The sequence below is a fragment of the Sphingobium sp. 3R8 genome (genome assembly GCF_020166615.1).
In the GTDB taxonomy this organism is placed as follows: Bacteria; Pseudomonadota; Alphaproteobacteria; order Sphingomonadales; family Sphingomonadaceae; genus Sphingobium; species Sphingobium bisphenolicum.
The window spans coordinates 1-22112 of sequence record NZ_JAIQXR010000017.1; the positions used below are offsets into that span (position 1 = coordinate 1).

Below are 22112 nucleotides of genomic sequence, written 5' to 3' on the forward strand. Positions count from 1 at the left end.
TCTGGTCACGCTAAAACGGGCAGGCGTAGCTAACGTCGTGATCGCCGCAATGGTTGATCGTTGTACGGGTGCATCAAAATCGCAGGGCGCGGTCAATGAAGCATCTGATCCAACTGTCAAGAGAAGCCCTGGCTTATATATAGATTTAGGCACAGATACGGCGCACAAGCTGGTCAAAATACGACCGACCAATGCCAGTGGCGGCACAGTTACTGGTAATGGCAGTTTGCTTTTCCCATTTCGCGTTAAGTTAGCAATTCCTCGTGCTTCTGCTCAGTCGGTTTCAACATCGTCGTCGCCAAAATTCTTTTTTTACTTTGAGACGGATGATGCAAAGGTTGGTGAATTTGGCACCTCTGCTACCGCAGCCGCACAATCCCCTACGGAATTTAGTCTTATTCGATTCAAAGAAAAAAATAGTCAGCGCGAAATTTTGATACGAAAGCAAACTATGTTTGTAGGAAGTATTGGAATAGATCCCAAGGAAACTATTCAATTTTCGGTAGAGGAGATCGGAGATGGAGCTTTTAAAGTTTCATCCAATTCTCCGTTACTCTCTGGAGAATATGGATTTTTACTGCGAGCTGGAAGTGAATCTTACCGGATTTACGATTTTCACATACCTTAATTTAGTTTTTTCGGCTGAATAAATAAGGGGCGCCGCCGGGGGCCGGCGACGCCCCTCTTTTATGCCCGGCGCCCTTGGGGAGGGATATTGCCGGAGCGGAAGGGACGGACCGGGAGGGTCTGTGGGGTGTGGCCCGTCCTTTCCTGTTCAAGACGTCACAGGACGAAGTTAACCGTCGCCCTAAATGAGATGGCGACGTGATTTTGTTGTTCCTCCGCGCCGAATTCCCCGCCGACGCGGAACGTGTCGGTGCCGCCATAGAGGCGCGCGCGTCCGGTCCAGCCGTTGGTGCGGTCTTCCGATACCAGCGTGAACTGGTCGCCATCCTTGAAGGAGGCGGTGGTGTCGCCCAGCGATCCGCCCAGTATCTGGCGCCGGCCGCCTTCCAGTTCGATGCGGACCCAGCCGTCTTCCCTGTTCAGGCTGCCAAAATCATATCCGGCCGTGACCGTGCCGTTGGCGGTCAGTTCGTCGCTGGTGCGGCCCAGCACGGTCAGGTTGAATGCGTCGCCGCCGCCGGTTTCGCTATAACCGTCTTCCTTGAGCCGGTAATAGTCGATGCCGACCGCCGGACGCAGGCTGAAGCGGCCCATGTCGATCTGGTAGGCCGCGCCCGCCGTGGCGGACATCAGCGTGCCGTTCCACTTGCCGTCCGCGGTGCGGGTGACGTCGCCGCTTTCGAAATGGCGGGTGCCGTCGAACTTGATGCGGGCGGCCGACAGGCGGGCGAAGCTGAGCAGCGGCCCCCATTGGCCGCGCCAGTGCGCCGCCAGCTCGAACTGGTCGGAATCGACCGCATTGTTCGAACTGCCGCTGCTGTCGCTGCCATGGATATAGGCGAAGGAACCGCCGAACGCGCCGATGTCGCTCAGATATTCCAGGCCGCCGCCCGCACCCCAACCCGTGATGTCGTAGGAAGCGGTGCTGCCCACGCTCTTGGCGCTGCCGAAGGCGACCTGCTGGAGCCAGAAGCCGAGGCGTCCGTCCTTGGTGCGATAAATGCCGTTGGGGTCGGACAGGATGCGGGCGGTGGCGCGCGAACCCGACGTGACCGCTTCGAACGTGCCGCCGGCATGGTCGGGCAGCATCTGGCGCAGGTTGCTGGTCAGGGTCGCCCCGTCGTCGATCGCCAGATAGGCGCCAGCGACACCGGCGTCATTGTCCAGCGCGTTGAAGATCGCCGAATAGGCACTGGCGGTCGATCCGCTCAGGCCCAGTTCCGATACGCTCTTGGCCGCGACGGACAGGGTGACGGTGCCGGCCGTGCTGTCGCCGGCCACGCTGCCCTTGAACATATAGGGCAGCAGCGTGGCGGTGGCGAGCGTCGGCGAACCGCTGAGCGATCCGGCGCGGACGATGACATAGTCGCCCACCGATCCGCCGACCTGGGTCAGGTTCACCTTGACCTGCGATCCGCTGGCGAAGCTGGCGGCCCCGGCCACGTCATAGACGGTGCTGGCCCCGGTTGCGCCGTTGATGGTGACGCCCAGGGTCGATGTACCGCTGGCGGAGAGCGAGCCGAGCGCGACCGAGCCGGTGGCGCTGCTGCCCAATGTACCGCCATTCAGCACGACGGCGACATTGCCGGCGTTGGCGATCGTGCCCGACAGGGACGATGTGCCACCCAGCGTCAGCGTGCCGGCGCCGCCGCCGAAATCGACCGTGCCGGCGGCCTTGGCGGTGTCCGTCAGGGTCAGGCTGTTGGCACCGGCGCCAAAAGCGATATTGCCGGTCAGGCTGGACGTGCCCGACAGGGCGACGCTGTCATTGCCCGCACCCAGGCTGAGGTCGCCTGTGATGCTGCCGGCCGACACGGTCAGCGCATCATTGCCCGATCCCAGGCGGATATCGCCGATGATGCTGGGGGCGGTGGCGGTCGAGGATGCCAGCGCCTGGGTCAAAGTGACGCCGCTGTTGTTGGCGGACAGGTCGATCGCGATGTTCGATCCCGTCTTGCCGCCGGTGGCGCTGATCTTGCCGGTATTGGCCAGGCTGGACACGGTGCCTGAAGAATCGAGAATCGCGATCGCGCTGCCCTTTTCGGTGCTGCCTGCGGCCGCGCCCACGGCGCCGCTGACGACGATCGATCCCACCGTCGCGCCGGAGTCGATCACCAGGCCGCGTGCGACCGTGCCGTCCTTCGTCGATCCGCTGGCCGCCACCGATCCGCTGACCTCGATCGTGCCGGCGCTCGCGCCGGAGCCGACGCGCAGGGCGGTGGCGTTGCTGTCATAGGAAACGGCCGCAACCGTCCCCTTCACCTGCACGCCCTTGGCGATCGACACGTCGCCGCCCAGGCCGCCGATGACCAGGCCGTTGGCATCGATGCCGTCATAGACGCCATAGCCGGCGATACCGCCATTGACGATCAGGCCGTAACCGGTGTTGCCTGCCGCGACCGCGCCGATGACGGTGTCGCTGTCGGCCGCGCCGATCTGGACCGCTGCCGCCTTGCCATAGGAGATGACGGCGGCCGTGCCTTCGCTGCTGTCGGTCAGTCCGTCGTCATCGACGTCGGTGTCCTTGTCGTCCAGCGTCGGGGGGACGTCGAAAATGATGCCGCCGGTCACATTGCCGGCGATGACGAGCGCGGAACCGCCCTGCAGCAGGTCGTCCGCGTCGAGCTTCGTCACGTCGGTCGGACGGGTCGTGCTGCGGTATCCGGTGCTGGTGATCGTACCCTGGATCTTGACCGCCCCGTTCACATCGCCCAGCAGCGCCGCGCCGATGCTGTTGGCGCCCGCGACGGAGGTGGTGCCGCGCAACGTGACATTGCCGGTCACGTCGTTGGCGACCACGCCATAGCTGTTGTCGCCGATCACGCTGGTGGTGCCGCTGGTCGACAGATTGCCCGTCAGCGCGCCATCGAGGCGGATGCCCGCCGACTGGTTGCCCTCGATCGAGATCGTGCCGCTATGGTCGATATTGCCCGTATGGCCTGCGCCGGACTGGACCCAGATCGCGGTCTTGCCCGTGCCTTTGGCGAAGGGACCGTCAATGTCGCCATCGCTGTCCGTGTCGGTCGCGGTATAATCTTCGGTCAGCGTGATGGTGCCGCTGTTCGTGATGGCGCCGGTCGTGCCGGGCGCAATCAGGATGCCGGTGACATTGTTCGCGTCGTTGATGGTGATGGTGCCCGCGTTCGACACCTTGTTGTTGCTGTCGACCGTGACCGCGGCGCCGCTGGTCAGCTTGATCGAGCCCGCCGCACTGATGGTGATGTCGTCAGCCGCACCGTTGGCCACGGTGGAGGTCTTGACGGCAGCGGTGGTGGCGGTGGCGATGGTGGTTTCGGCCGCGGCGTTGGCCACGGTAAGGGCCACAAGCACGGGCGCGATCGCCGTGCAGGCCAGTAGATGTCGCATGATGTCTCCTCTGCGTATCGCGCTGTATCAAATGCGCGCGTGCGCATGGGACGACGCCGGACCGTGGCTTCCGTCAGGCGATGCGATGAATGGTTGTTCAGAAAGCGAAATCGATCCCGAAGCGGACGGTGCGTGGCCGCAGCGGCGTATAATAGTCGGTGCGCAGGTCGAACGGCGTGCCGAGCGAGAAGCGGTTGCCGTCGCTGTCCATCAGGTTGGTCAGCGACAGCGAATATTGCACCGGCCCGCGGGTCAGGCTGGCGGACAGGCTGGTATCGACATAGTCGCCCTGGGTCTGACCCAATATCGGCCCGACGCCCAGGCGCGACTTGCCGACATAGCGGGCCGATCCGGACAGGTGCAGATCCATCTCGCCGCCGATCTGCGTCCGATAGTCGAACGCCAGCCGGCCGCCCAGATTGGCGACATTGGGCAGGGTCAGGGACCGGCCGTCATAGGAGAGCGCGCGCACGAAATCATTGGGCTGGGTCAGGCGGCTGTCATTATAGATGACGCTGCCGTCCAGGGTGATCGCCGGGGTCGGCCGTACGACGATGCGCCCTTCGACCGTGTAGATGCGCCCGTCGCCGATATTGGCGGTGGTGGGCAGGCCGATACGGTCGGTGACATCGGCCTGGATATTGCGCCAGTCGGTATAGGCGATGTTGGCGCTCGCGGCGAAGAGGTCGCGGCCCGGCACGCCCTTGCGCGCGCCGATCTCCACGGTGGACACGCGATCATTCTGGAACCGGCGCACCCGCTGGTCGTCGACGGCCAGGCCGCCGGGGCGGAAGCCCTGCTGGAAGCGGGCGTAGAGCGTCACGTCGGGGATGGCGTCGGTCAAGATCGAGGCGGAGGGCAGGAATATCGTTTCGCTGCGGTCGGCCTGCGCCTCCGCGCGCGCCAGTTCGCTGTCGGAAAGCGCGGCGACCGGATCGAGCGCCTCGCCCGACAGGCGGCTGTTGGTCAGGCGGCCGCCAAAGGTCGCGATCAGCCCCTTGACCGGTTCGAAGGAGGCTTCGCCGAACAGGGTCGCTTCCTTGACCATGTTGCGCACGCCGGTTGCCGGTGCGGCCATGCCGCGGCCGAACATCGCGACGCCGGGGATGATGACGGGCTGCATCGCGGCGGTGCCGAAGGACGTCAGCGATCGATTGAGGTCGGACGTGCTTTGCAGATAGGAGGCGCCCAATATCCAGCCCAGCCCGTTGTCGAGATCGCGCACCAGCCGGTTCTCGGTCGAAAAGATGGTGACCTTGTTGCGCTGGCGGAACAGGGCGGGCGGTCCGTCCGGCTGGGTCGCATCATAGCTTTCGGCCAATATGTTGCGGACATAGCCGGTCGAAGAGACGAAGCGCAGGCTGTCCCATTGTTTTTCGATCCGCAGATTGGCCAGCATATAGTCCGAATAATAGGGCTGGGCGACGGCGGAGGCGCGTTCCAGCCGGCCGACAGATCGGGTCGCATATTGGGCGTCGTCGCCGTCGATATGCTGGTAGACGCCGTTCAGGTCGATGGTCCAGTCGGCGTCGGGCGCGAAGCGCAGCGCGGCGCGGCCGCCATAGGTGCCGGTGCGGTTGACGTCATCCTTGCCGCGATTGACGTCGTCGATATAGCCGCCATCCCGCACGCCATAACCCACGACGCGCAGCGCCAGCTTCTCCGCCACGATCGGCAGGTTGAGCGTCGCACTGATGTCGCCGCCCGGATCGCCATGCTGGGTGGCGGACAGGCCGGCCGACATCTGTCCGCCATATTCGGCGAGATTCGGCGCATTGGGCATGACGCGGATGATGCCGCCCAACGATCCCGCGCCATAGAGCGTACCCTGCGGCCCCTCCAGCACCTCGACCCGGCCGACATCATAGAGCTTCAGGTCCGGGTCGGGCGCGGCATAGTTCAGGCGCATGTCGCCCAGATACTGGCCGGTGGTCGCCTGGGTCGGTCCGGCGACCCCCGAATCCGCGATCGCGCGGATGAAAAGCTTGTTGCGGCCCGCCCCGGCATGGGTGGAACTGAGGCTGGCGACGCGCGCCAGCAACGTGGCGGTGCCACCCGATGCTTCGGCTGTGGTGAACAGGCCGGCGTCCAGCGCCTCGACCATGCCGGCATAGCGGGGCAGCGGCGTGTCGCGCTTGGACGCGGTGACGATGATCTCCGCCGGCGCCTGTTCGGCTATGGGCGCGATCTGGATCGGGGCGGGCGCAACGGCGGGGCGCGCCGGCGCGATGCGGGCGCGCACGATGCGCCAGCCATTGCCGCCGATCCGCTGCGCCTTTGCGCCGCTGCCCTTGAGGAGTTGCTTGAGCGCCGCCTCCGCGCTCATCCGGCCCTGGACGGGAGGGGTGCGGATGCCGGCCAGCGACTGGTCCGACATGCCGATGCTGGCGCCGGTTTGACGGCCGAGCGCTATCGCTGCCTCGCCCAACCTGCCGGGGGCGATGCTGATATCCTGTCTGTCCGCCCCTGATGCGGGCGTTGCCGTCGCTAGGACGATCGCGATTGCGGGGGCGGTGACGAAAAGGAGGTCAGCTCTGCGGCCCATTCCCTTCTTTCATTGGCCCTTCTTTCATTGGCCCTTCCTGCAAGAGCCAGCCATCGCCCTGACGCACGGCGGTCAGCCCCATCAGCGGCGCGGCCTGCGCAAGGAAGCGCGCCGGATCGCGATCCAGCCGGATCGTGCCGGTAAAACGCATGGCCTGCGCCTGCGGCGTGAAATATACCGTCAGGTCGAGCGAGCGGGCGGCGTCCTCCGCCACCTGCGTCACGGGGGCGTTGCTGTAGACCAGCTGCCCCTGACGCCAACTCGCGACGGCGGCGGGCGCGATGTCCATCACGCGCAGGCCCTGCGCGTCCTCCGCCAGCGCGCGACCGGCAGGCAGGGCGATCGCTTCGGCCTGCGGATTGTAGATCACCTTGCCTTCCGACACGCCGATGCGGGTCGCAGCGTTGGTGTGGACGATGTTGAATATCGTGCCGGCATCTTCGAACACCGTGTCGCCCACGGTCACGCGGAACGGGTTGGCGGCGTCATGGCGCACGGTGAAGGCGGCTTCGCCCGTGTCGAGCGCGGCGAAACGCGCATCCTTGCGATCGAAGCGCATCGTCGTGCCGCCATTCAGTGCGACGCTGGTGCCGTCGTCCAGCGCGATCACGCGGGTTTCGCCGGGGCGGGTGCTGACGCTGTAGATATCGCTGCGGTTGAGGACGGCGATCGAGACGGTCGCGACCAGTGCGGCCGCAATCGCGCCGCCGCCGATCCAGCGCAGCGGACGGCGGGGGCGCACACCCGGATCGTTCGCCGGGACTGGCAATATGGGGGGCATGGCGACCGGATCGGACGGCAGGATGCTGTCCAACTCGCCGTCTGCCAGCATCATCGCGTCATAGGCTGACACATGCGCAGGATCAGCCTCCAGCCATGCGGTGAAGGCGTCCCAGTCGGCAAAGTCGGGATCGCGCGTGCGGATGACCCAGCCCAGCGCCTCCTCGTTTATCATGGCTCCAGCCCCGTTTCTTTTGTGCCCCTTGTCGGCACTGACGCCGCCGCCGCGCTCATTCCGTATCCAGTTTCTGCTTGAGCGTCAGCATCGCACGATAGGCTTTTTGCAAATCCTTCTCCACCGTGGTCAGGCTGACACCCAGTTCATCGGCGATCAGGCGCTGGCCCACGCCTTCGATCCGGAAGCGGCGGAACACCATTTCGACCCGCGGCCCCAGGTCGCGCAGCACGGCGCGGGCCTGGTCCAGCTGTTCGTTGAGGACCATGCGGTCGTCGACGGCGATATCCTCGGTCGGATCGGCCATCACGCCGCCCGCGCCCCCGGCCCAATCCTGTTCGCGCCGCTCGCGCCGCGTGGCCGAGCGATAACGGTCCAGCATCAGATTGTTGGCCATGCGATAGAGATAGGGCAGCGGATCGGAAACGGGGCCAAGATCCTTCGCCTCCAGCTTCATCCACATATCCTGCAACAGATCCTCGGCATCTTCGCCCGCCCCGCGCGCACGCAAGAAGCGGAGCAGGGCGGCGCGGTTGGCCATGAAGATTGCGGAGAGGCCGGTGGCCATGCCTGTCATGCGTCCAGTCAATATGGTCTGGCGCGTTGCCATAGAGGGGCGGGTGGGGTCTTGGCAACGTCCAAGCTGTTTACCTGTCCGCGTCGCTGGGTTAGCGGGAGGGATGATTAGCGGAGCGGCGAGCGGCATGGCGGACGGAATCGGTGCGGAGGGGATCGGCGCGAACGGCATCGGCGTAAACGGCATCGGCGTAAACGGCATCGACAGGGCGGCGTGTCAGGCGGCGGGGATGGACCCGGACCGGCTGGAGGCGCTGGTCGGCGTTCTCGACCGCACCTATCTGGTCACGGGCAAGCTGCCGCACATGCAATTTCTGCTGTCGCGCGACGAGCGGCCGCTGCTATCGGTGACGCGCGGCGCGGCACGGGCGACCGGGGAGCCGCTACGTGACGACGCGCTGTTCCGCATCGCATCGATGACCAAGCCGGTCACGTCCGTGGCCTTCATGATGCTGGTGGAGGCCGGGCGGGTCGCGCTCGATACGCCCGTCGCCGACGTCATCCCCGAATTTGCCGATCTGCGCGTGGGGCAGGCCAATCGCGCCAGGCCCAAGCGGCCGATGCGGATGATCGACCTGCTGCGGCATACGTCCGGCCTGACCTATGGCCTGCAACGCCAGACCCCGATCGATGCGCGCTATCGCAAGCTGGGCCTGGACGAGTTCCAGCAGAAGCGCACGTCAGACCAGTTCATCGCCCACCTCGCCACCCTGCCGCTGGAATTTTCGCCGGGCGACCGTTGGAATTATTCGGTGTCGACCGACGTGCTGGGCGTCGTGGTCGAACGACTGTCGGGCATGGACCTGGAGGCGTTTTTCCGCACCCGCATCTTCGATCCGCTGGCGATGGTCGATACGACCTTCGTCCTGCCCGATGACAAGGCGGACCGCATGACCGACGCCTGGCGGCTGGACGAGGCGGGCGGCCTTGCCATCGCGGACATCGGCGCGCGCAGCGGCTGGCGCCGCACCGGGCGTTTCCTGTCGGGCGGCGGCGGGCTGGTGTCGTGCGTGGCGGACTATCACCGCTTCGCCCGCATGTTGCTGCGCGGCGGCGAGTTGGACGGCGTGCGGCTGCTGGCGGCGGAGACGGTGGAGCAGATGCGCAGCAACCAGTTGCCGGGCGGCGGCGACCTGTCCAGCCTGTCCAGCGCAATGTTCAGCGAAGCGGATTATCAGGGCGTCGGCTTCGGCCTGGGTTTCGCCATGGGCATGGAAAGCCACGAATATTATTGGGGTGGTGTGTTTTCGACCTATTTCTGGATCGATCCGGTCGCACGGCTGATCGGCATTTTCATGACCCAGCATCTGCCTTCCAGCACCTATCCGGTGCGCGCCGAACTGCGCGCTGGCGTGGCCGGGGCCGTAATAGGGCGATAACGGCGTAAGGTTCCATCCGAAAACGGCTGAAAACAGCCGATATTTCTTGCTGCGCTGCAAAAATGTGCATGGCGTGGCGCGGGGGGCTGTGTCATCATCGGGTCCGACTCAGCGAAGGGGGACCGCGCCTGTGAATCTCAAGGGCCAGACCAAGCTTCCCATACCCGCACCGCGGCAGGTGGACCCGGAAGTCCTGGCCCATGAGATTGTCGAGCGCCTGACCTATCGCATCGGCAAGAATGCGGCGGCGGCCAAGCCGCATGACTGGCTGCATGCCGTCATCCTCGCGATCCGCGACCGGGTGATTGACGCCTGGATCATCTCGACGCAGAAAACCTATGAGGAGGAAGGACGACGGGTCTATTATCTGTCCCTCGAATTCCTCATCGGCCGGCTGATGCGCGATGCGGCGTCCAACATGGAAATGCTGGACGACATGCAGGCGGCGCTCGCTTCCCTGGGGGTCGATATCGACATCATCGCCGCGCTGGAGCCGGATGCGGCGCTGGGCAATGGCGGGCTGGGGCGGCTGGCGGCCTGCTTCATGGAGAGCATGGCGACGGTGGACGTGCCCGCCTATGGCTATGGCATCCGCTATGTGAACGGTATGTTCCGGCAGGAGATCAGCGACGGCTGGCAGGTCGAACTGCCCGAAAACTGGCTGGCGCACGGCAATCCGTGGGAGTTTGAACGGCGCGAGGCGAGTTACGAGATCGGTTTCGGCGGACGGGTCGATCCGGCCGAGGGCGAGGATGCCGGGCCGCACCAGATGCGCTGGCGGCCGGCCGAGCGCGTCATCGCCACGCCTTATGATACGCCGATCGCGGGCTGGCGCGGCAAGCGGGTCAACACGCTGCGCCTGTGGGAAGCGCAGCCGATCGACCCGATCCTGCTCGACAAGTTCAATGCCGGCGACCATCTGGGGGCGCTCGCGGAGAGCAACCGGGCGGAATCGCTGACCCGCGTCCTCTATCCCGCCGACAGTTCGGCCGCAGGGCAGGAATTGCGGCTGCGGCAGGAATATTTCTTCTCCTCCGCCTCGCTACAGGACATCGTCCGGCGGCATATTCAATATTTCGGCAGCATCCTGACGCTGCCGGACAAGGCGGCGATCCAGCTCAACGACACCCATCCCGCGGTCGCGGTGGCGGAGCTGATGCGCATCCTGCTGGACGATCATGGCGTGGATTTCGCCGAGGCGTGGGACGTCACCCGGCGCACCTTCAGCTACACCAACCACACCTTGCTGCCCGAAGCGCTGGAAAGCTGGCCGGTGCCGCTGTTCGAACGGCTGCTGCCCCGGCATATGCAGATCGTCTATGCGATCAACAGCAAGCTGCTGGGCGAAGCCCGCAAATCGGGCCAGTTCACCGACAGCGCGATCGGCGCCATATCCCTGATAGACGAAGGCGGCGACCGGCGCGTGCGCATGGGCAACCTCGCCTTTGCCGGCTCGCACAGCGTGAACGGCGTGTCGGCGCTGCATACCGATTTGATGAAGGTCACGGTCTTCGCCGACCTGCACAAGCTTTATCCGACGCGGATCAACAACAAGACCAACGGCGTCACCTTCCGTCGCTGGCTGATGCAGTGCAATCCGGGCCTGACCGGGCTGATCCGCGAGGCGATCGGCGACCGTTTCCTGGACGATCCCGAAGCGCTCCGCGATCTGGACGCTTTCGCCGACGACAGCGGCTTTCAGGAAAAGTTCGTCGCGGTGAAGCGCGCCAACAAGGCCGCCCTGTCGGACCTGCTGCGCAAGCGGGTCAATGCGCGGGTCGACCCCGCCGCCCTGTTCGACATCCAGATCAAGCGCATCCACGAATATAAGCGGCAGTTGCTCAACATCGTCGAGGCGGTGTCGCTCTACGACCAGATCCGCTCGCACCCGGAAAAGGACTGGGTGCCGCGGGTGAAGCTGTTCGGCGGCAAGGCGGCGTCGAGCTATCACAACGCCAAGCTGATTATCAAACTGGCGGGCGATGTCGCCCGTGCGGTCAATCACGACCCGGCGGTGCAGGGGCTGCTCAAGCTGCAATTCGTGCCGAACTACAATGTCTCGATGGCGGAGGTGATGATCCCCGCCGCCGACCTCTCCGAACAGATTTCGACCGCGGGCATGGAAGCGTCGGGCACCGGCAACATGAAGTTCGCGGTCAATGGCGCGCTGACGATCGGCACGCTGGACGGCGCCAATGTCGAGATGCGCGACCATGTGGGCGAGGATAATATCGTGATCTTCGGCCTGACCGCGCAGGAGGTGAACGACCGGCGGGCGCAGGGCTATGTCCCGCGCGAGGTGATCGGCCAGAGCCGCGAACTGGGGCAGGCGCTCGATGCGATCGCCAGCGGCGTCTTCTCGCCCGACGACCCCGATCGTTACAAGGGGCTAGTGCAGGGCATTTACGACCATGACTGGTTCATGGTCGCGGCCGATTTCGACAGCTATTCCGCCGCCCAGCGACAGGTCGATGCGCTTTGGCTGGACCAGCCGCTCTGGGCGAAGAAGGCGATCCACAATGTCGCGCGCATGGGCTGGTTCTCGTCCGACCGCACGATCCGCGAATATGCGGCCGACATATGGAAGATCACGCCATGAGCGTAAGCGAAGGATAGGTCGGTGCTGACGCCGGAACAGATCGACCGGCTGGTCACGGGCCTTGACGACGATCCCTTCGCCACGCTTGGCGTGCATCCGGCTGGAAAGCATTTCACCGCCTGCCTGTTGATGCCCGAAGCGGTCAGCGTGACGGCGCAGACGCTGGACGGCAAGCCGGTCGGCGCTCTGGCGCGGGTCCATGGCGATGGCCTGTTCTTCGGCAATGTCTCCATCCGCAAGCGCCAGCCGCTGCGCTATGTCGCCACCTTTGGGGATGGCGGCACCTATGCGTTGGTCGATCCCTATGGCTTCGGGCCGGTGCTGGGGCCGATGGACGACCATTATCTGGCGCAAGGATCGCACGGCCGCCTGTTCGACAAGCTGGGCGCGCATGTGATGACGCATGAGGGTGTCGAGGGCACGCATTTCGCGGTCTGGGCGCCCAATGCGCGGCGCGTGTCGGTGGTCGGCGACTTCAATCGCTGGGACGGGCGGCGCGGGCTGATGCGCCGTCGCGCCGATGCGGGCCTGTGGGAGATTTTCCTGCCCGAAGTCGGAGCGTGCAGCGCCTACAAGTTCGAGATCATCGGCGCGGACGGCGTGCTGCTGCCGCTCAAGGCCGATCCCTATGCCTTTCAGAGCGAATTGCGACCCTCCACTGCCTCGATCGTCGCGCCGCCGCTTGACCACAAATGGGGCGATGATCGCCATCGGGACCATTGGCGCACAACCGACGCACGCCGCCAGCCGGTGTCGATCTACGAAGTCCATGCCGGATCGTGGCAGCGCGATGATCGCGGCGAATTTCTCAGTTGGGACGACCTCGCCAACCGCCTGATCCCCTATGTCGTCGGCATGGGCTTCACCCATATCGAATTTCTGCCGATCAGCGAATATCCCTATGATCCGAGCTGGGGATATCAGACGCTGGGCCTCTATGCGCCGACCGCACGCTTCGGCGATCCGGCGGGGTTCGCGCGCTTCGTCGATGGGGCGCATCGGGCGGGGGTCGGCGTCATCCTGGACTGGGTGCCGGCGCATTTCCCGACCGACGAACATGGGCTGGCGCATTTCGACGGCACGGCGCTCTACGAACATGCCGACCCGCGCAAGGGCTTCCACCCCGACTGGAACACCGCCATCTATAATTTCGGCCGGCGCGAAGTGGCGCAATATCTGGTCAACAATGCGCTATTCTGGGCCGAGCGCTATCATGTCGACGGGCTTCGCGTCGATGCCGTCGCCTCGATGCTCTACCTCGATTATTCGCGCAAGCCCGGCGAATGGGTGCCCAACGACCATGGCGGCCGCGAAAATGTGGAGGCGGTCGCCTTCCTCCAGCAGATGAACAAGGCGCTATATGGTGCGCAGCCCGGCATCATGACCATCGCCGAGGAATCGACCAGTTGGCCCGGCGTGTCGAAACCGGTCCACACTGGCGGGCTGGGCTTCGGCTTCAAATGGAATATGGGCTTCATGCACGACACGCTGCGCTATCTGCAGCGCGATCCGGTGCATCGCGCCCATCATCATGACGATATCACCTTCGGCCTGCTCTACGCCTTTACCGAAAATTTCGTGCTGGCGCTGAGCCATGACGAGGTGGTGCATGGCAAGGCCTCGCTGCTGCACAAGATGCCGGGCGACGACTGGCAGAAATTCGCGACGCTGCGGGCCTATTACGGCTTCATGTGGGGCTATCCCGGCAAGAAGCTGCTGTTCATGGGGCAGGAATTCGCCCAGCGCGGCGAATGGAGCGAAGAGCGCGCGCTCGACTGGGATCTGCTCGACCATGCGCCCCATCTGGGGGTGCAGAAGCTCGTCGGCGATCTCAACCATCTCTATCGATCCCGCCCCGCCCTGCATGAGCGCGATTGCGAGGCGGAAGGATTTGAATGGGTGCTGGTGGATGGCGCCGCGGATTCGATCTTCGCCTGGCAACGGCGCGCGCCCGGCATCCGGCCGATCGTCGTCATCAGCCATTTCACCCCGATGCTGCGGCATGGCTATCGCATGCGGCTGCCGTCGGGCGGGCGCTGGCGCGAGATATTGAACAGCGATGCGGCCGATTATGGCGGCAGCGGCGCGGGTAACATGGGTCAGGTGCAGGCGGACGAGGAAGGGTGGGCGAACATCACCATCCCGCCCTTTGCAACCTTGATGCTGGAATTGGATTATTGAACACCGACGGCGCGTGCAGGCAGTCGCGGGCGAAATGAGGAGAGGCCCTATGCAGAGCAAATATCAGCCGATCGCACGCGACGCCATGGCCTATGTCCTGGCCGGTGGACGCGGCAGTCGGCTGGCGGAACTGACCGACAAGCGCGCCAAGCCCGCGGTGCATTTCGGCGGCAAGGCGCGGATCATCGATTTCGCCCTGTCCAATGCGCTCAACAGCGGCATCCGCCGCATCGGCGTGGCGACCCAGTATAAGGCTCATTCGCTGATCCGGCACTTGCAGCGCGGCTGGAATTTCCTGCGCCCCGAACGCAATGAAAGTTTCGATATCCTGCCCGCCAGCCAGCGCGTGTCGGAAAGCCAATGGTATGAAGGCACGGCCGATGCGGTGTTCCAGAATATCGACATCATCGAAAGCTATGCGCCCGAATATATGGTGCTGCTGGCCGGCGACCATGTGTACAAGATGGACTATGAGCTGATGCTGCAACAGCATGTCGACAGCGGCGCGGACGTCACCGTCGGCTGCCTGGAGGTGCCGCGGATGGAGGCAGTGGGCTTCGGCGTCATGCATGTCGATGACACGGACAGGATCACCGCCTTCATCGAAAAGCCCAAAAACCCGCCCGGCATCCCCGGCCAGCCCGACATGGCGCTGGCGTCGATGGGCATCTATGTGTTCCAGACCAAATTCCTGATCGAACAACTGCGCCGCGACGCCGACGATCCGAACAGCAAGCGCGATTTCGGCGGCGACATCATTCCCCATATCGTCAAACATGGCAAAGCGGTCGCGCATCGCTTTTCCAGCAGCTGCGTGCGCGCCGAAAGCGAACTGGAACCCTATTGGCGCGATGTCGGCACGATCGACGCCTATTGGCAGGCGAGCGTCGACCTGACCGACGTGGTGCCCAGCCTGGACCTGTACGACCGTAGCTGGCCGCTCTGGACCTATTCGGAAGTCACGCCGCCGGCCAAGTTCGTCCATAACGAAGATGGCCGGCGCGGGTCCGCGACATCGTCGCTGGTGGCGGGCGGTTGCATCGTGTCGGGTTCCTCGCTCCATCGCAGCCTGCTCTTTTCGGGGGTGCGCACCCACAGCTTCTCGTCGGTGACGGAAAGCGTCATCATGCCCAATTGCGAGATCGGGCGGGGGGCGCGGCTGCATAAATGCGTGCTCGACTCCGGGATCATCATCCCGCCGGGCCTCATCATCGGTGAACATCCCGAAGAGGATGCGCAGCGCTTCCGCCGCACCGACAGCGGCATATGCCTGGTGACGCAGCCGATGATCGACCGGCTCGTGGCCTGACGCGCGCCATGACGATCAAACTGCTGTCGGTCGCATCCGAAATCTATCCGCTGATCAAGACCGGGGGGCTGGCCGATGTCGTCGGCGCGCTGCCCGGCGCGCTGGCGGGGCAGGGGGTCCAGGTACGCACGCTGGTGCCCGGCTATCCCGCCGTCATCGCGCGACTGGGCAAGGCGAAGGCGGTGCGCCGCTACGACGCCCTGTTCGGCGCGGGCGCCAGCGTGCTGGCCGCGACCGTTGACGGGCTGGACCTGCTGGTGCTGGACGCGCCGGATTTTTTCGCGCGCGAAGGCGGCCCCTATGGCGATCATGGCGGCAATGACTGGGCCGACAATTGGCGGCGTTTTGCGGCCCTGTCGCGCGCGGGGGCCGACATCGCGGCCGACGGGGTGAAGGGCTGGCGGCCCGACATCGTCCATGTCCATGACTGGCAGGCGGCGATGACCGCCGCCTATATGCGCTCCGGCCGGGCGGCGCAGGTGCCCAAGGTCGTGACGATCCACAATCTCGCCTTCCAGGGACGGTTCAGCGCGGGCATCTTCCCCGATCTCGGCCTGCCGCCCGAAGCCTGGGGCGTGGACGGGGTCGAATATTATGGCGGCACGGGCTATCTGAAGGCCGGGTTGGTGTCGGCCGACGCGATCACCACGGTCAGCCCCAGCTATGCGCAGGAAATCCGCTCGCCGGTCCATGGCATGGGACTGGACGGCCTGATCAACGGCCGGGTCGATCGGCTGCATGGCATATTGAACGGCGTCGATACCGACATCTGGAATCCCGCGACCGATAGCCTGATCGCCAAGCCTTACAGCCTTCGCGCGCCGGGCGGGCGGGCGGTGAACCGCCGCGCGCTCGAACGGCGCTTCGGGCTGGACCATGACGGTGCGCCGATCTTCATCATCGTCAGCCGCCTGACCTGGCAGAAGGGCATGGACCTGATGATCGACGCGGCCGAACATCTGGTCGCGATGGGCGGCAAGCTGGCCGTGCTGGGATCGGGCGATCATCCGCTGGAAGGCGCGCTGCTGGGCGCGGCGGACCGGCATCGAGGGCGGATCGGCGTGCAGATCGGCTATGACGAGCCGCTGTCGCACCTGATGCAAGCGGGCGGCGACGCCATCTTGATCCCCTCCCGTTTCGAACCCTGCGGCCTGACCCAGCTCTATGCGCTGCGCTATGGCTGCGTGCCGGTGGTGGCGCGGGTCGGCGGGCTGGCCGATACGGTGATCGACGCCAATGAGGCTGCGGTGGGCGCGGGCGCGGCGACCGGCATCGTCTTCACCCCGTCCGATCCGATGGCGTTGCATGGCGCGATTAACCGGCTGATGGACCTGTATGGCGACAAGGCGGCGTGGCAGGCGATGCAGCGCGCGGGAATGCGCGCCGACTTCTCCTGGCCCCATAGCGCGGCGAAATATGCGGACCTCTATCGCGCGCTGATCGCGGAGGCGGCGTGAAGCCGGGGGTGTCGGTGGAGCCAAGCGGCACACGCTTTTGCGTCTGGTCGCCCGACGCGACCCAGACATGGCTCTGCCTGTTCGACGCCGCCGATCGCGAAACCCGCCTGCCGATGCTGCGCGATGCCGATGGCTGCTGGCATGTCGAAGCGGCCGGCGTGGGCGCGGGCGCGCGCTATGGCTTGCGCGCCGATGGTCCCTATGATCCGGGCGCGGGCCTGTGGTTCGATCCCGACAAGCTGCTGCTCGACCCCTATGCACCGGCGATCGACCGGGCGTTCCGCTATGACCCCGTGCTGGCGGCGCCGCGTGGCGAGGGAGGCGACGCCGCCCCTTTGATGCCCAAGGGCGTCGTTGCCGCTGCCATCGAACCCTTGCCGCAGGCATCGCCCCGCTTCGCGCCGGGCGGGCTGATCTACGAAGTACAGGTGCGCGGTTTCACCATGCTGCATCCGGACGTGCCGGAAACGCAGCGCGGCACCATCGCCGCGCTCGCCCATCCGGCGGTGATCGCGCATCTGCAAAGCTTGCATGTGGCGGCGATCGAGCTGATGCCGATCAATGCCTGGATCGACGAGCGCCATCTGGGGCCGCTGGGCCTGACCAACGCCTGGGGTTATAATCCGGTCAGCTATTTCGCGCTCGACCCGCGGCTGGCGCCGGGCGGCATCGCGGAACTGCGCGCGACCGTGGCGGCGCTGCATGAGGCCGGGATCGGCGTGATCCTCGACATGGTCTATAATCATGACGGCGAAAGCGACCGCCAAGGACCGACCCTGTCGCTGCGCGGACTGGATGCGCGCGGATACTTCCGTCACGACGCCGACGGACGGCTGATCAACGATACCGGCACCGGCAACAGCATCGCCTGCAACGCGCCGGTCACGCGCCGGCTGATCCTCGATTCGCTGCGACATTTTGTCGCGCAGGCCGGGGTGGACGGCTTCCGTTTCGACCTTGGCCCGGCGCTGGGGCGGATGGCGGACGGCTTCGATCCACAGGCACCGCTGTTGCAGGAGATGCGCGCCGATCCGCTGCTGGCTGACCGCATCCTGATTGCCGAACCGTGGGACATCGGGCCGGGCGGCTATCAACTGGGTAATTTTGGCGAGGGGTGGCTGGAATGGAATGATCGTTATCGCGACGATATGCGCCGATTCTGGCGCGGCGATGCCGGAACGCTGGGGGCGCTGGCGACGCGGCTGGTCGGATCATCGGATATTTTCAGCGACGGCCAGACCCGCAGCGTCAATTTCCTCGCCGCCCATGACGGCTTCACCCTGGCCGACCTGACCGCCTACGAACAGCGTCATAATGACGCCAATGGCGAACAGAATCGCGATGGCCATGGCGAGAATCTGAGCTGGAACAACGGCGTAGAGGGCGTGAGCGACGACCCCGCCGTGCAGGCCGCCCGAACACGCGACGGCAAGGCCCTGCTGTCCACCCTGTTCGCGTCACGTGGCGCGATCATGCTGACCGCTGGTGACGAGTTCGGCCGTAGCCAGCAGGGCAACAACAATGCCTACGCGCAGGACAATGCGATCGGCTGGATCGACTGGGAGAGGCGGAATCGCGATCTGGAGGCGCATAGCTTCGCGCTGGCGGCGCTGCGGGCGGAGACGTCCGATCTGCGCGACGCAGCGCTGCTGTCCGACGCGGACGTCGAATGGCTGGACGAACATGGACAGGCATTGACGATAGGTCAGTGGGAAGACCCGGCGCGCCGCCGCCTGACGCTGCGCTATCGGGCGAGCGGGGTCGCGATCTGCGTCAATGGCGATACGGAACCCTGCCGCTTTCGGCTGGTGGACGGCGATGTCGATGTGGACGGCCGCTCCGTTGCCCTGATGCGACCGGCGCGATGATGGTGAGTCCAGCTGGGTTCGAACCAGCGACCTACTGATTAAAAGTCAGTTGCTCTACCGACTGAGCTATGGACCCCCGAAGCGGTGGAGGCTGCCCTAAAGGCGGCGGGGCGGATGGTCAACTCTTTGGCGCGGCTTTTTGCAGTCGCGCATGAAGATGGCGCACGGTGATCGCCAGATGCGGATCGCGCCATTCGGGGGCGACCGCCAGCAGCGGCGTTAGCACGAAGGCGCGGGTGCGATAGGCGGCATGGGGAATGGTCAGCGTCCGGCTGCGCCATGGGCCGCCCGACCAGAGGATGATGTCGATATCCACGCTACGCGCGCCCCAGCGGCGATAGCGGCGGCGGCCCAGCCTGTTTTCGATGTGCTGAAGGAAATCCAGCATCGCAGGCGGCGAGAGCGGGCTTTCAACCAGGATCGCGCCATTGGCAAAGCGGCGGGCGGAAGGACCGAGCGGCGGGGTGGAGAGAATGGGCGAGATGCACAGCACCCGTGCCTGTTCGCCGATCAGCGCTATGGCCTCCGCCAGCAGCCGGGCGGGCGTGCGCCGCGCGGACAGCGGCCGGTTCGATCCCAGCGCCAGCGCATAGAGATGGCGCGCGTCTATCGCACCGCGTCCCTTGCCTGCGCCTTCATCTGCGCATAGGCGCCCTCGCGCGCGTCGATGGGCAGCGACAGCAGATAGCGCAGGGCGTCCTTATAGGTCAGGAAGAGCCGATCGTCCGCCATGATTGGGACGGTCCGTCCATTATAGAGCCGCTTCAACAGCCGCTTTTGCGGACGGCTGAGGTCGTCGGTATGATCGATCGCGTCTTCGCCAGCGGTCACGCTCACTCAAATGTCCTGCGCGATCCGGCCGTAAAGCTCCGGCCGACGATCGCGGAAGAAGCCCATGCCGGCGCGATGCGTCCGCGCCTTCGCCAGGTCCAGCGTCGCCACCAGCGCGCCCTGATCCTTCGCATCGGCTTCGGCGGCAAAATCGCCCCATTCGTCGGTGATGAAGCTGTGGCCGTAGAAGAGCTGGCCGTCCTCGTCGCCGATCCGGTTGGCGGCGATCACCGGCATACAGTTGCTGACCGCATGGCCGATCATCGCCCGGCGCCACATGCGGCTGGTATCCAGCTCGCTGTCATAGGGTTCGGAGCCGATCGCGGTGGGATAGAAGAGCATCTCCGCTCCCATCAGCGCCATGCAGCGCGCGGTTTCGGGATACCATTGGTCCCAGCAGATGCCGACGCCGATGGTGCCATATTTGGTCGGCCACACCTTGAACCCCGTATTGCCGGGGCGGAAATAATATTTTTCCTCATAGCCCGGCCCATCGGGGATATGGCTCTTGCGATAGACGCCCATGATCTCGCCTGTGTCATCGATCATGGCGAGCGAGTTGTAATGATGATGGCCGTCGCGCTCGAAAAAGCTGGTGGGGATATAGACGCCCAGTTCCTTCGCCAGCTTGCGCATTGCCTGCACCGCGGGATGGGTGTCGGTCGGCTCGGCGCTGGCGAACAGCGCTTCGTCTTCGACCCGACAGAAATACGGCCCTTCGAACAATTCGGGCGGCAGGATGATCTTCGCGCCGCGGCTGGCGGCCTTGCGCACATGGTCCGCGACCTTGGCGATATTCTCGCCCATATCGTCGGAAAAGCTGAGTTGCAGCGCGGCTACTGTCACTTTGGTCATGTCTGTCCCTGAATCTATCAGACGGATGGCATTTGCTGGCTGCAACAATGGAAGCTGCCGCCGCCCGACAATATGGCGTCACTGCGCAGCCCGACAATATCCCGGCCAGGAAAGAAGGGACGGAAGGCGTCGAGCGCGGCCTGGTCGTTGGGCTGGCCATAGATAGGCACGATGACGGCGGCGTTGCCGACGTAGAAATTCATGTAGCTGGCCGGGATCGCCTCGCCGTCCACCAGCACCAGACCGGGGGAGGGGATGTCGATCACCTCGACGCCATGTGCTTTCGCGCGGCCGCGGGCGTCGGCATAGAGGGCCGCATTGGGATCGTCGTCGGTCGTCGCGATCGGCAGCGCCAGCTTGCCCGGCCCGACGAAACGGGCGAGATTGTCGACATGGCCGTCGGTATGATCGTTCAGCAAGCCGTCGCCCAGCCACAGCATGTCCGACAGGCCCAACGCGCCGGCCAGCAGCGTCTCGATCTTGCCGCGGTCCAGGTCAGGGTTGCGATTGGGATTGAGCAGGCATTGCTCCGTGGTCACGAACAGGCCGGAGCCGTCGGTGTCGATCGCGCCGCCTTCGAACACCCAATGCTGGGTGGAAACGGGCATATCGGTGGTCGCAGCCAGCCGCGCGCCGATATCCTCGTCGCCCGGCATCTGATATTTGCCGCCCCAGCCGTTGAAGCCGAAATCGACCAGTGCGCGACTCCCTGCGCCGTTCAGCACCGCGATCGGCGCGGTGTCGCGCAGCCAGACGTCGCCCAGCTTATGGACGATGATCGATACGCCCGGCGCAACCAGCGCGCGCGCCGCTTGCGCATCGCCCTCATTGGCGACGACCAGCCGCACCTCCTCGCCCTTGCCGTCGGCATGGAGGGCGCTGGCGAAGGCGGCGATCTGCGCGCGCGCCTCCTCGAACGCGTCGGGCCATTCTGCGGGGTTGGTCGGAAAGCCGATCCAGGTCCAGTCGTGCGGCGCCCATTCGGCGGGCATGCGGAAAGTCATGGCTTTTGTCCTTGCTCGACCGGGGGCCGATCCGTGATAGCGGGCGTTGCGCGCGCTCCATAGCGTGCCGGACGGCGTGTGGACAGAGGGCGAAGGCCATGAAGAGACGAGTTTCGACGATCGCGGCCGGGCTGCTGCTGCTGTTCTCCGGCCAGGGTCAGGCGGGCGAACTGCCCGACTGGCTGACCGGCGAATGGCTGCAAAAGCGGGACGATCGCTGGACCGAGGAAGTCTGGACGCTGCCGCGCGGCGGCACGATGATCGGCGTTGGGCGGACGGGGCGCGGGGAAACGCTGCGATCCTGGGAGGTGATGCGCATCGTGCGCGCGCCCGACGGAGCGCTGACCCTCCATGCCGCGCCCGAAGGCGGTGCGACGACGATCTTCCCCGTCGTCGCCGAAGGCGTGCGTGACATCAGCTTCGCCAACCCGAACCATGATTATCCCCAGCGCATCCGCTACTGGCGGGAGGGGCGGCTGCTGATGGCCGAAACCGCTAGGATGGATGGCAGCCAGGCGCAGAGCTGGACCTATTCCCCGGCCGGGGAATAGGTCGCTTCC

At 65.2% G+C, this 22112-nt stretch carries 15 protein-coding genes, 1 tRNA gene and 1 pseudogene; 8 read left to right on the forward strand and 9 right to left on the reverse strand.

The genetic code is table 11. From position 1 onward, the window contains the following. Positions 1-628 (forward strand): hypothetical protein (locus K9B33_RS15855; RefSeq protein WP_224550059.1); only part of this gene is annotated, 628 nt, incomplete at its 5' end. Between the two features lie 155 nt (positions 629-783). On the opposite strand, the gene K9B33_RS15860 is transcribed toward K9B33_RS15855, so the two are convergent. From K9B33_RS15860 to K9B33_RS15875, 4 genes are all read right to left on the reverse strand, one after another. Further along, entirely contained in the window at positions 784-3993 is a 3210-nt protein-coding gene (locus K9B33_RS15860) for an autotransporter domain-containing protein (protein WP_224550060.1), read from the reverse strand. Between the two features lie 97 nt (positions 3994-4090). Continuing rightward, positions 4091-6538 carry a TonB-dependent receptor domain-containing protein gene (locus K9B33_RS15865; RefSeq protein WP_224550061.1) on the reverse strand — a complete coding sequence of 816 codons (2448 nt, stop codon included), beginning with the start codon at positions 6536-6538 and terminating at the stop codon, positions 4091-4093. Beyond that, positions 6522-7493, reverse strand: coding sequence for a FecR family protein (locus K9B33_RS15870; RefSeq protein ID WP_224550062.1), 972 nt, complete (start codon positions 7491-7493; stop codon positions 6522-6524). Before K9B33_RS15870 ends, K9B33_RS15865 begins: the two co-directional genes overlap by 17 nt. 55 nt (positions 7494-7548) lie before the next feature. Beyond that, positions 7549-8061: an RNA polymerase sigma factor gene (locus tag K9B33_RS15875; RefSeq protein WP_224550150.1), complete on the reverse strand. Its 513-nt coding sequence runs from the start codon at positions 8059-8061 to the stop codon at positions 7549-7551. A gap of 238 nt (positions 8062-8299) precedes the next feature. Here K9B33_RS15875 and K9B33_RS15880 point away from each other — a divergent pair, with 238 nt between their 5' ends. The 6 genes from K9B33_RS15880 to glgX all read left to right on the forward strand — a co-directional run bounded on the left by K9B33_RS15880 (position 8300) and on the right by glgX (position 18862). Next, positions 8300-9448: a serine hydrolase domain-containing protein gene (locus K9B33_RS15880; protein WP_224550151.1), complete on the forward strand. Its 1149-nt coding sequence runs from the start codon at positions 8300-8302 to the stop codon at positions 9446-9448. A gap of 130 nt (positions 9449-9578) precedes the next feature. Then, positions 9579-12047, forward strand: coding sequence for a glycogen/starch/alpha-glucan phosphorylase (locus K9B33_RS15885; RefSeq protein ID WP_224550063.1), 2469 nt, complete (start codon positions 9579-9581; stop codon positions 12045-12047). A 21-nt stretch (positions 12048-12068) separates the two neighbouring features. After that, positions 12069-14228: a 1,4-alpha-glucan branching protein GlgB gene (gene glgB / locus K9B33_RS15890; RefSeq protein ID WP_224550064.1), complete on the forward strand. Its 2160-nt coding sequence runs from the start codon at positions 12069-12071 to the stop codon at positions 14226-14228. A gap of 49 nt (positions 14229-14277) precedes the next feature. After that, positions 14278-15537, forward strand: coding sequence for a glucose-1-phosphate adenylyltransferase (gene glgC, locus K9B33_RS15895; RefSeq protein ID WP_224550065.1), 1260 nt, complete (start codon positions 14278-14280; stop codon positions 15535-15537). 8 nt (positions 15538-15545) lie between these two features. After that, positions 15546-16994 (forward strand): glycogen synthase GlgA, encoded by a 1449-nt coding sequence (gene glgA / locus K9B33_RS15900; RefSeq protein WP_224550066.1) that lies wholly within the window; start codon positions 15546-15548, stop codon positions 16992-16994. Continuing rightward, the gene (glgX, locus tag K9B33_RS15905; protein ID WP_224550067.1) at positions 16991-18862 is read left to right on the forward strand and encodes a glycogen debranching protein GlgX; all 1872 of its coding nucleotides are present in this window, start codon (positions 16991-16993) and stop codon (positions 18860-18862) included. The genes glgA and glgX overlap by 4 nt, the downstream gene beginning before the upstream one ends. On the opposite strand, the gene K9B33_RS15910 is transcribed toward glgX, so the two are convergent. The 5 genes and pseudogenes from K9B33_RS15910 to K9B33_RS15930 all read right to left on the reverse strand — a co-directional run bounded on the left by K9B33_RS15910 (position 18863) and on the right by K9B33_RS15930 (position 21552). Continuing rightward, positions 18863-18938 (reverse strand) — tRNA-Lys (locus tag K9B33_RS15910). Positions 18939-18958: 20 nt separating this feature from the next. Continuing rightward, positions 18959-19472, reverse strand: a pseudogene (gene folK, locus K9B33_RS15915) (2-amino-4-hydroxy-6-hydroxymethyldihydropteridine diphosphokinase). Beyond that, positions 19469-19699 (reverse strand): hypothetical protein, encoded by a 231-nt coding sequence (locus K9B33_RS15920; protein WP_224550068.1) that lies wholly within the window; start codon positions 19697-19699, stop codon positions 19469-19471. Before K9B33_RS15920 ends, folK begins: the two are co-directional and overlap by 4 nt. After that, positions 19700-20548, reverse strand: coding sequence for an N-carbamoylputrescine amidase (aguB, locus tag K9B33_RS15925; RefSeq protein WP_224550069.1), 849 nt, complete (start codon positions 20546-20548; stop codon positions 19700-19702). It abuts the gene before it with no gap. Positions 20549-20565: 17 nt separating this feature from the next. Beyond that, positions 20566-21552, reverse strand: coding sequence for an agmatine deiminase family protein (locus K9B33_RS15930; RefSeq protein ID WP_224550070.1), 987 nt, complete (start codon positions 21550-21552; stop codon positions 20566-20568). 98 nt (positions 21553-21650) lie between these two features. Between K9B33_RS15930 and K9B33_RS15935 the strand changes: the two genes are divergently transcribed. Further along, positions 21651-22103 carry a DUF6265 family protein gene (locus K9B33_RS15935; protein ID WP_224550071.1) on the forward strand — a complete coding sequence of 151 codons (453 nt, stop codon included), beginning with the start codon at positions 21651-21653 and terminating at the stop codon, positions 22101-22103. Positions 22104-22112: the final 9 nt, after the last annotated feature.

Bases quoted from the DNA above. Each gene is read 5' to 3' on its own strand.
- K9B33_RS15860 (WP_224550060.1), bottom strand. From the start codon at position 3,993: ATGCGACATCTACTGGCCTGCACGGCGATCGCGCCCGTGCTTGTGGCC.
- K9B33_RS15865 (WP_224550061.1), bottom strand. From the start codon at position 6,538: ATGGGCCGCAGAGCTGACCTCCTTTTCGTCACCGCCCCCGCAATCGCG.
- K9B33_RS15870 (WP_224550062.1), bottom strand. From the start codon at position 7,493: ATGATAAACGAGGAGGCGCTGGGCTGGGTCATCCGCACGCGCGATCCC.
- K9B33_RS15875 (WP_224550150.1), bottom strand. From the start codon at position 8,061: ATGGCCACCGGCCTCTCCGCAATCTTCATGGCCAACCGCGCCGCCCTG.
- K9B33_RS15880 (WP_224550151.1), top strand. From the start codon at position 8,300: ATGGACCCGGACCGGCTGGAGGCGCTGGTCGGCGTTCTCGACCGCACC.
- glgC (WP_224550065.1), top strand. From the start codon at position 14,278: ATGCAGAGCAAATATCAGCCGATCGCACGCGACGCCATGGCCTATGTC.
- glgA (WP_224550066.1), top strand. From the start codon at position 15,546: ATGACGATCAAACTGCTGTCGGTCGCATCCGAAATCTATCCGCTGATC.
- aguB (WP_224550069.1), bottom strand. From the start codon at position 20,548: ATGACCAAAGTGACAGTAGCCGCGCTGCAACTCAGCTTTTCCGACGAT.
- K9B33_RS15930 (WP_224550070.1), bottom strand. From the start codon at position 21,552: ATGACTTTCCGCATGCCCGCCGAATGGGCGCCGCACGACTGGACCTGG.
- K9B33_RS15935 (WP_224550071.1), top strand. From the start codon at position 21,651: ATGAAGAGACGAGTTTCGACGATCGCGGCCGGGCTGCTGCTGCTGTTC.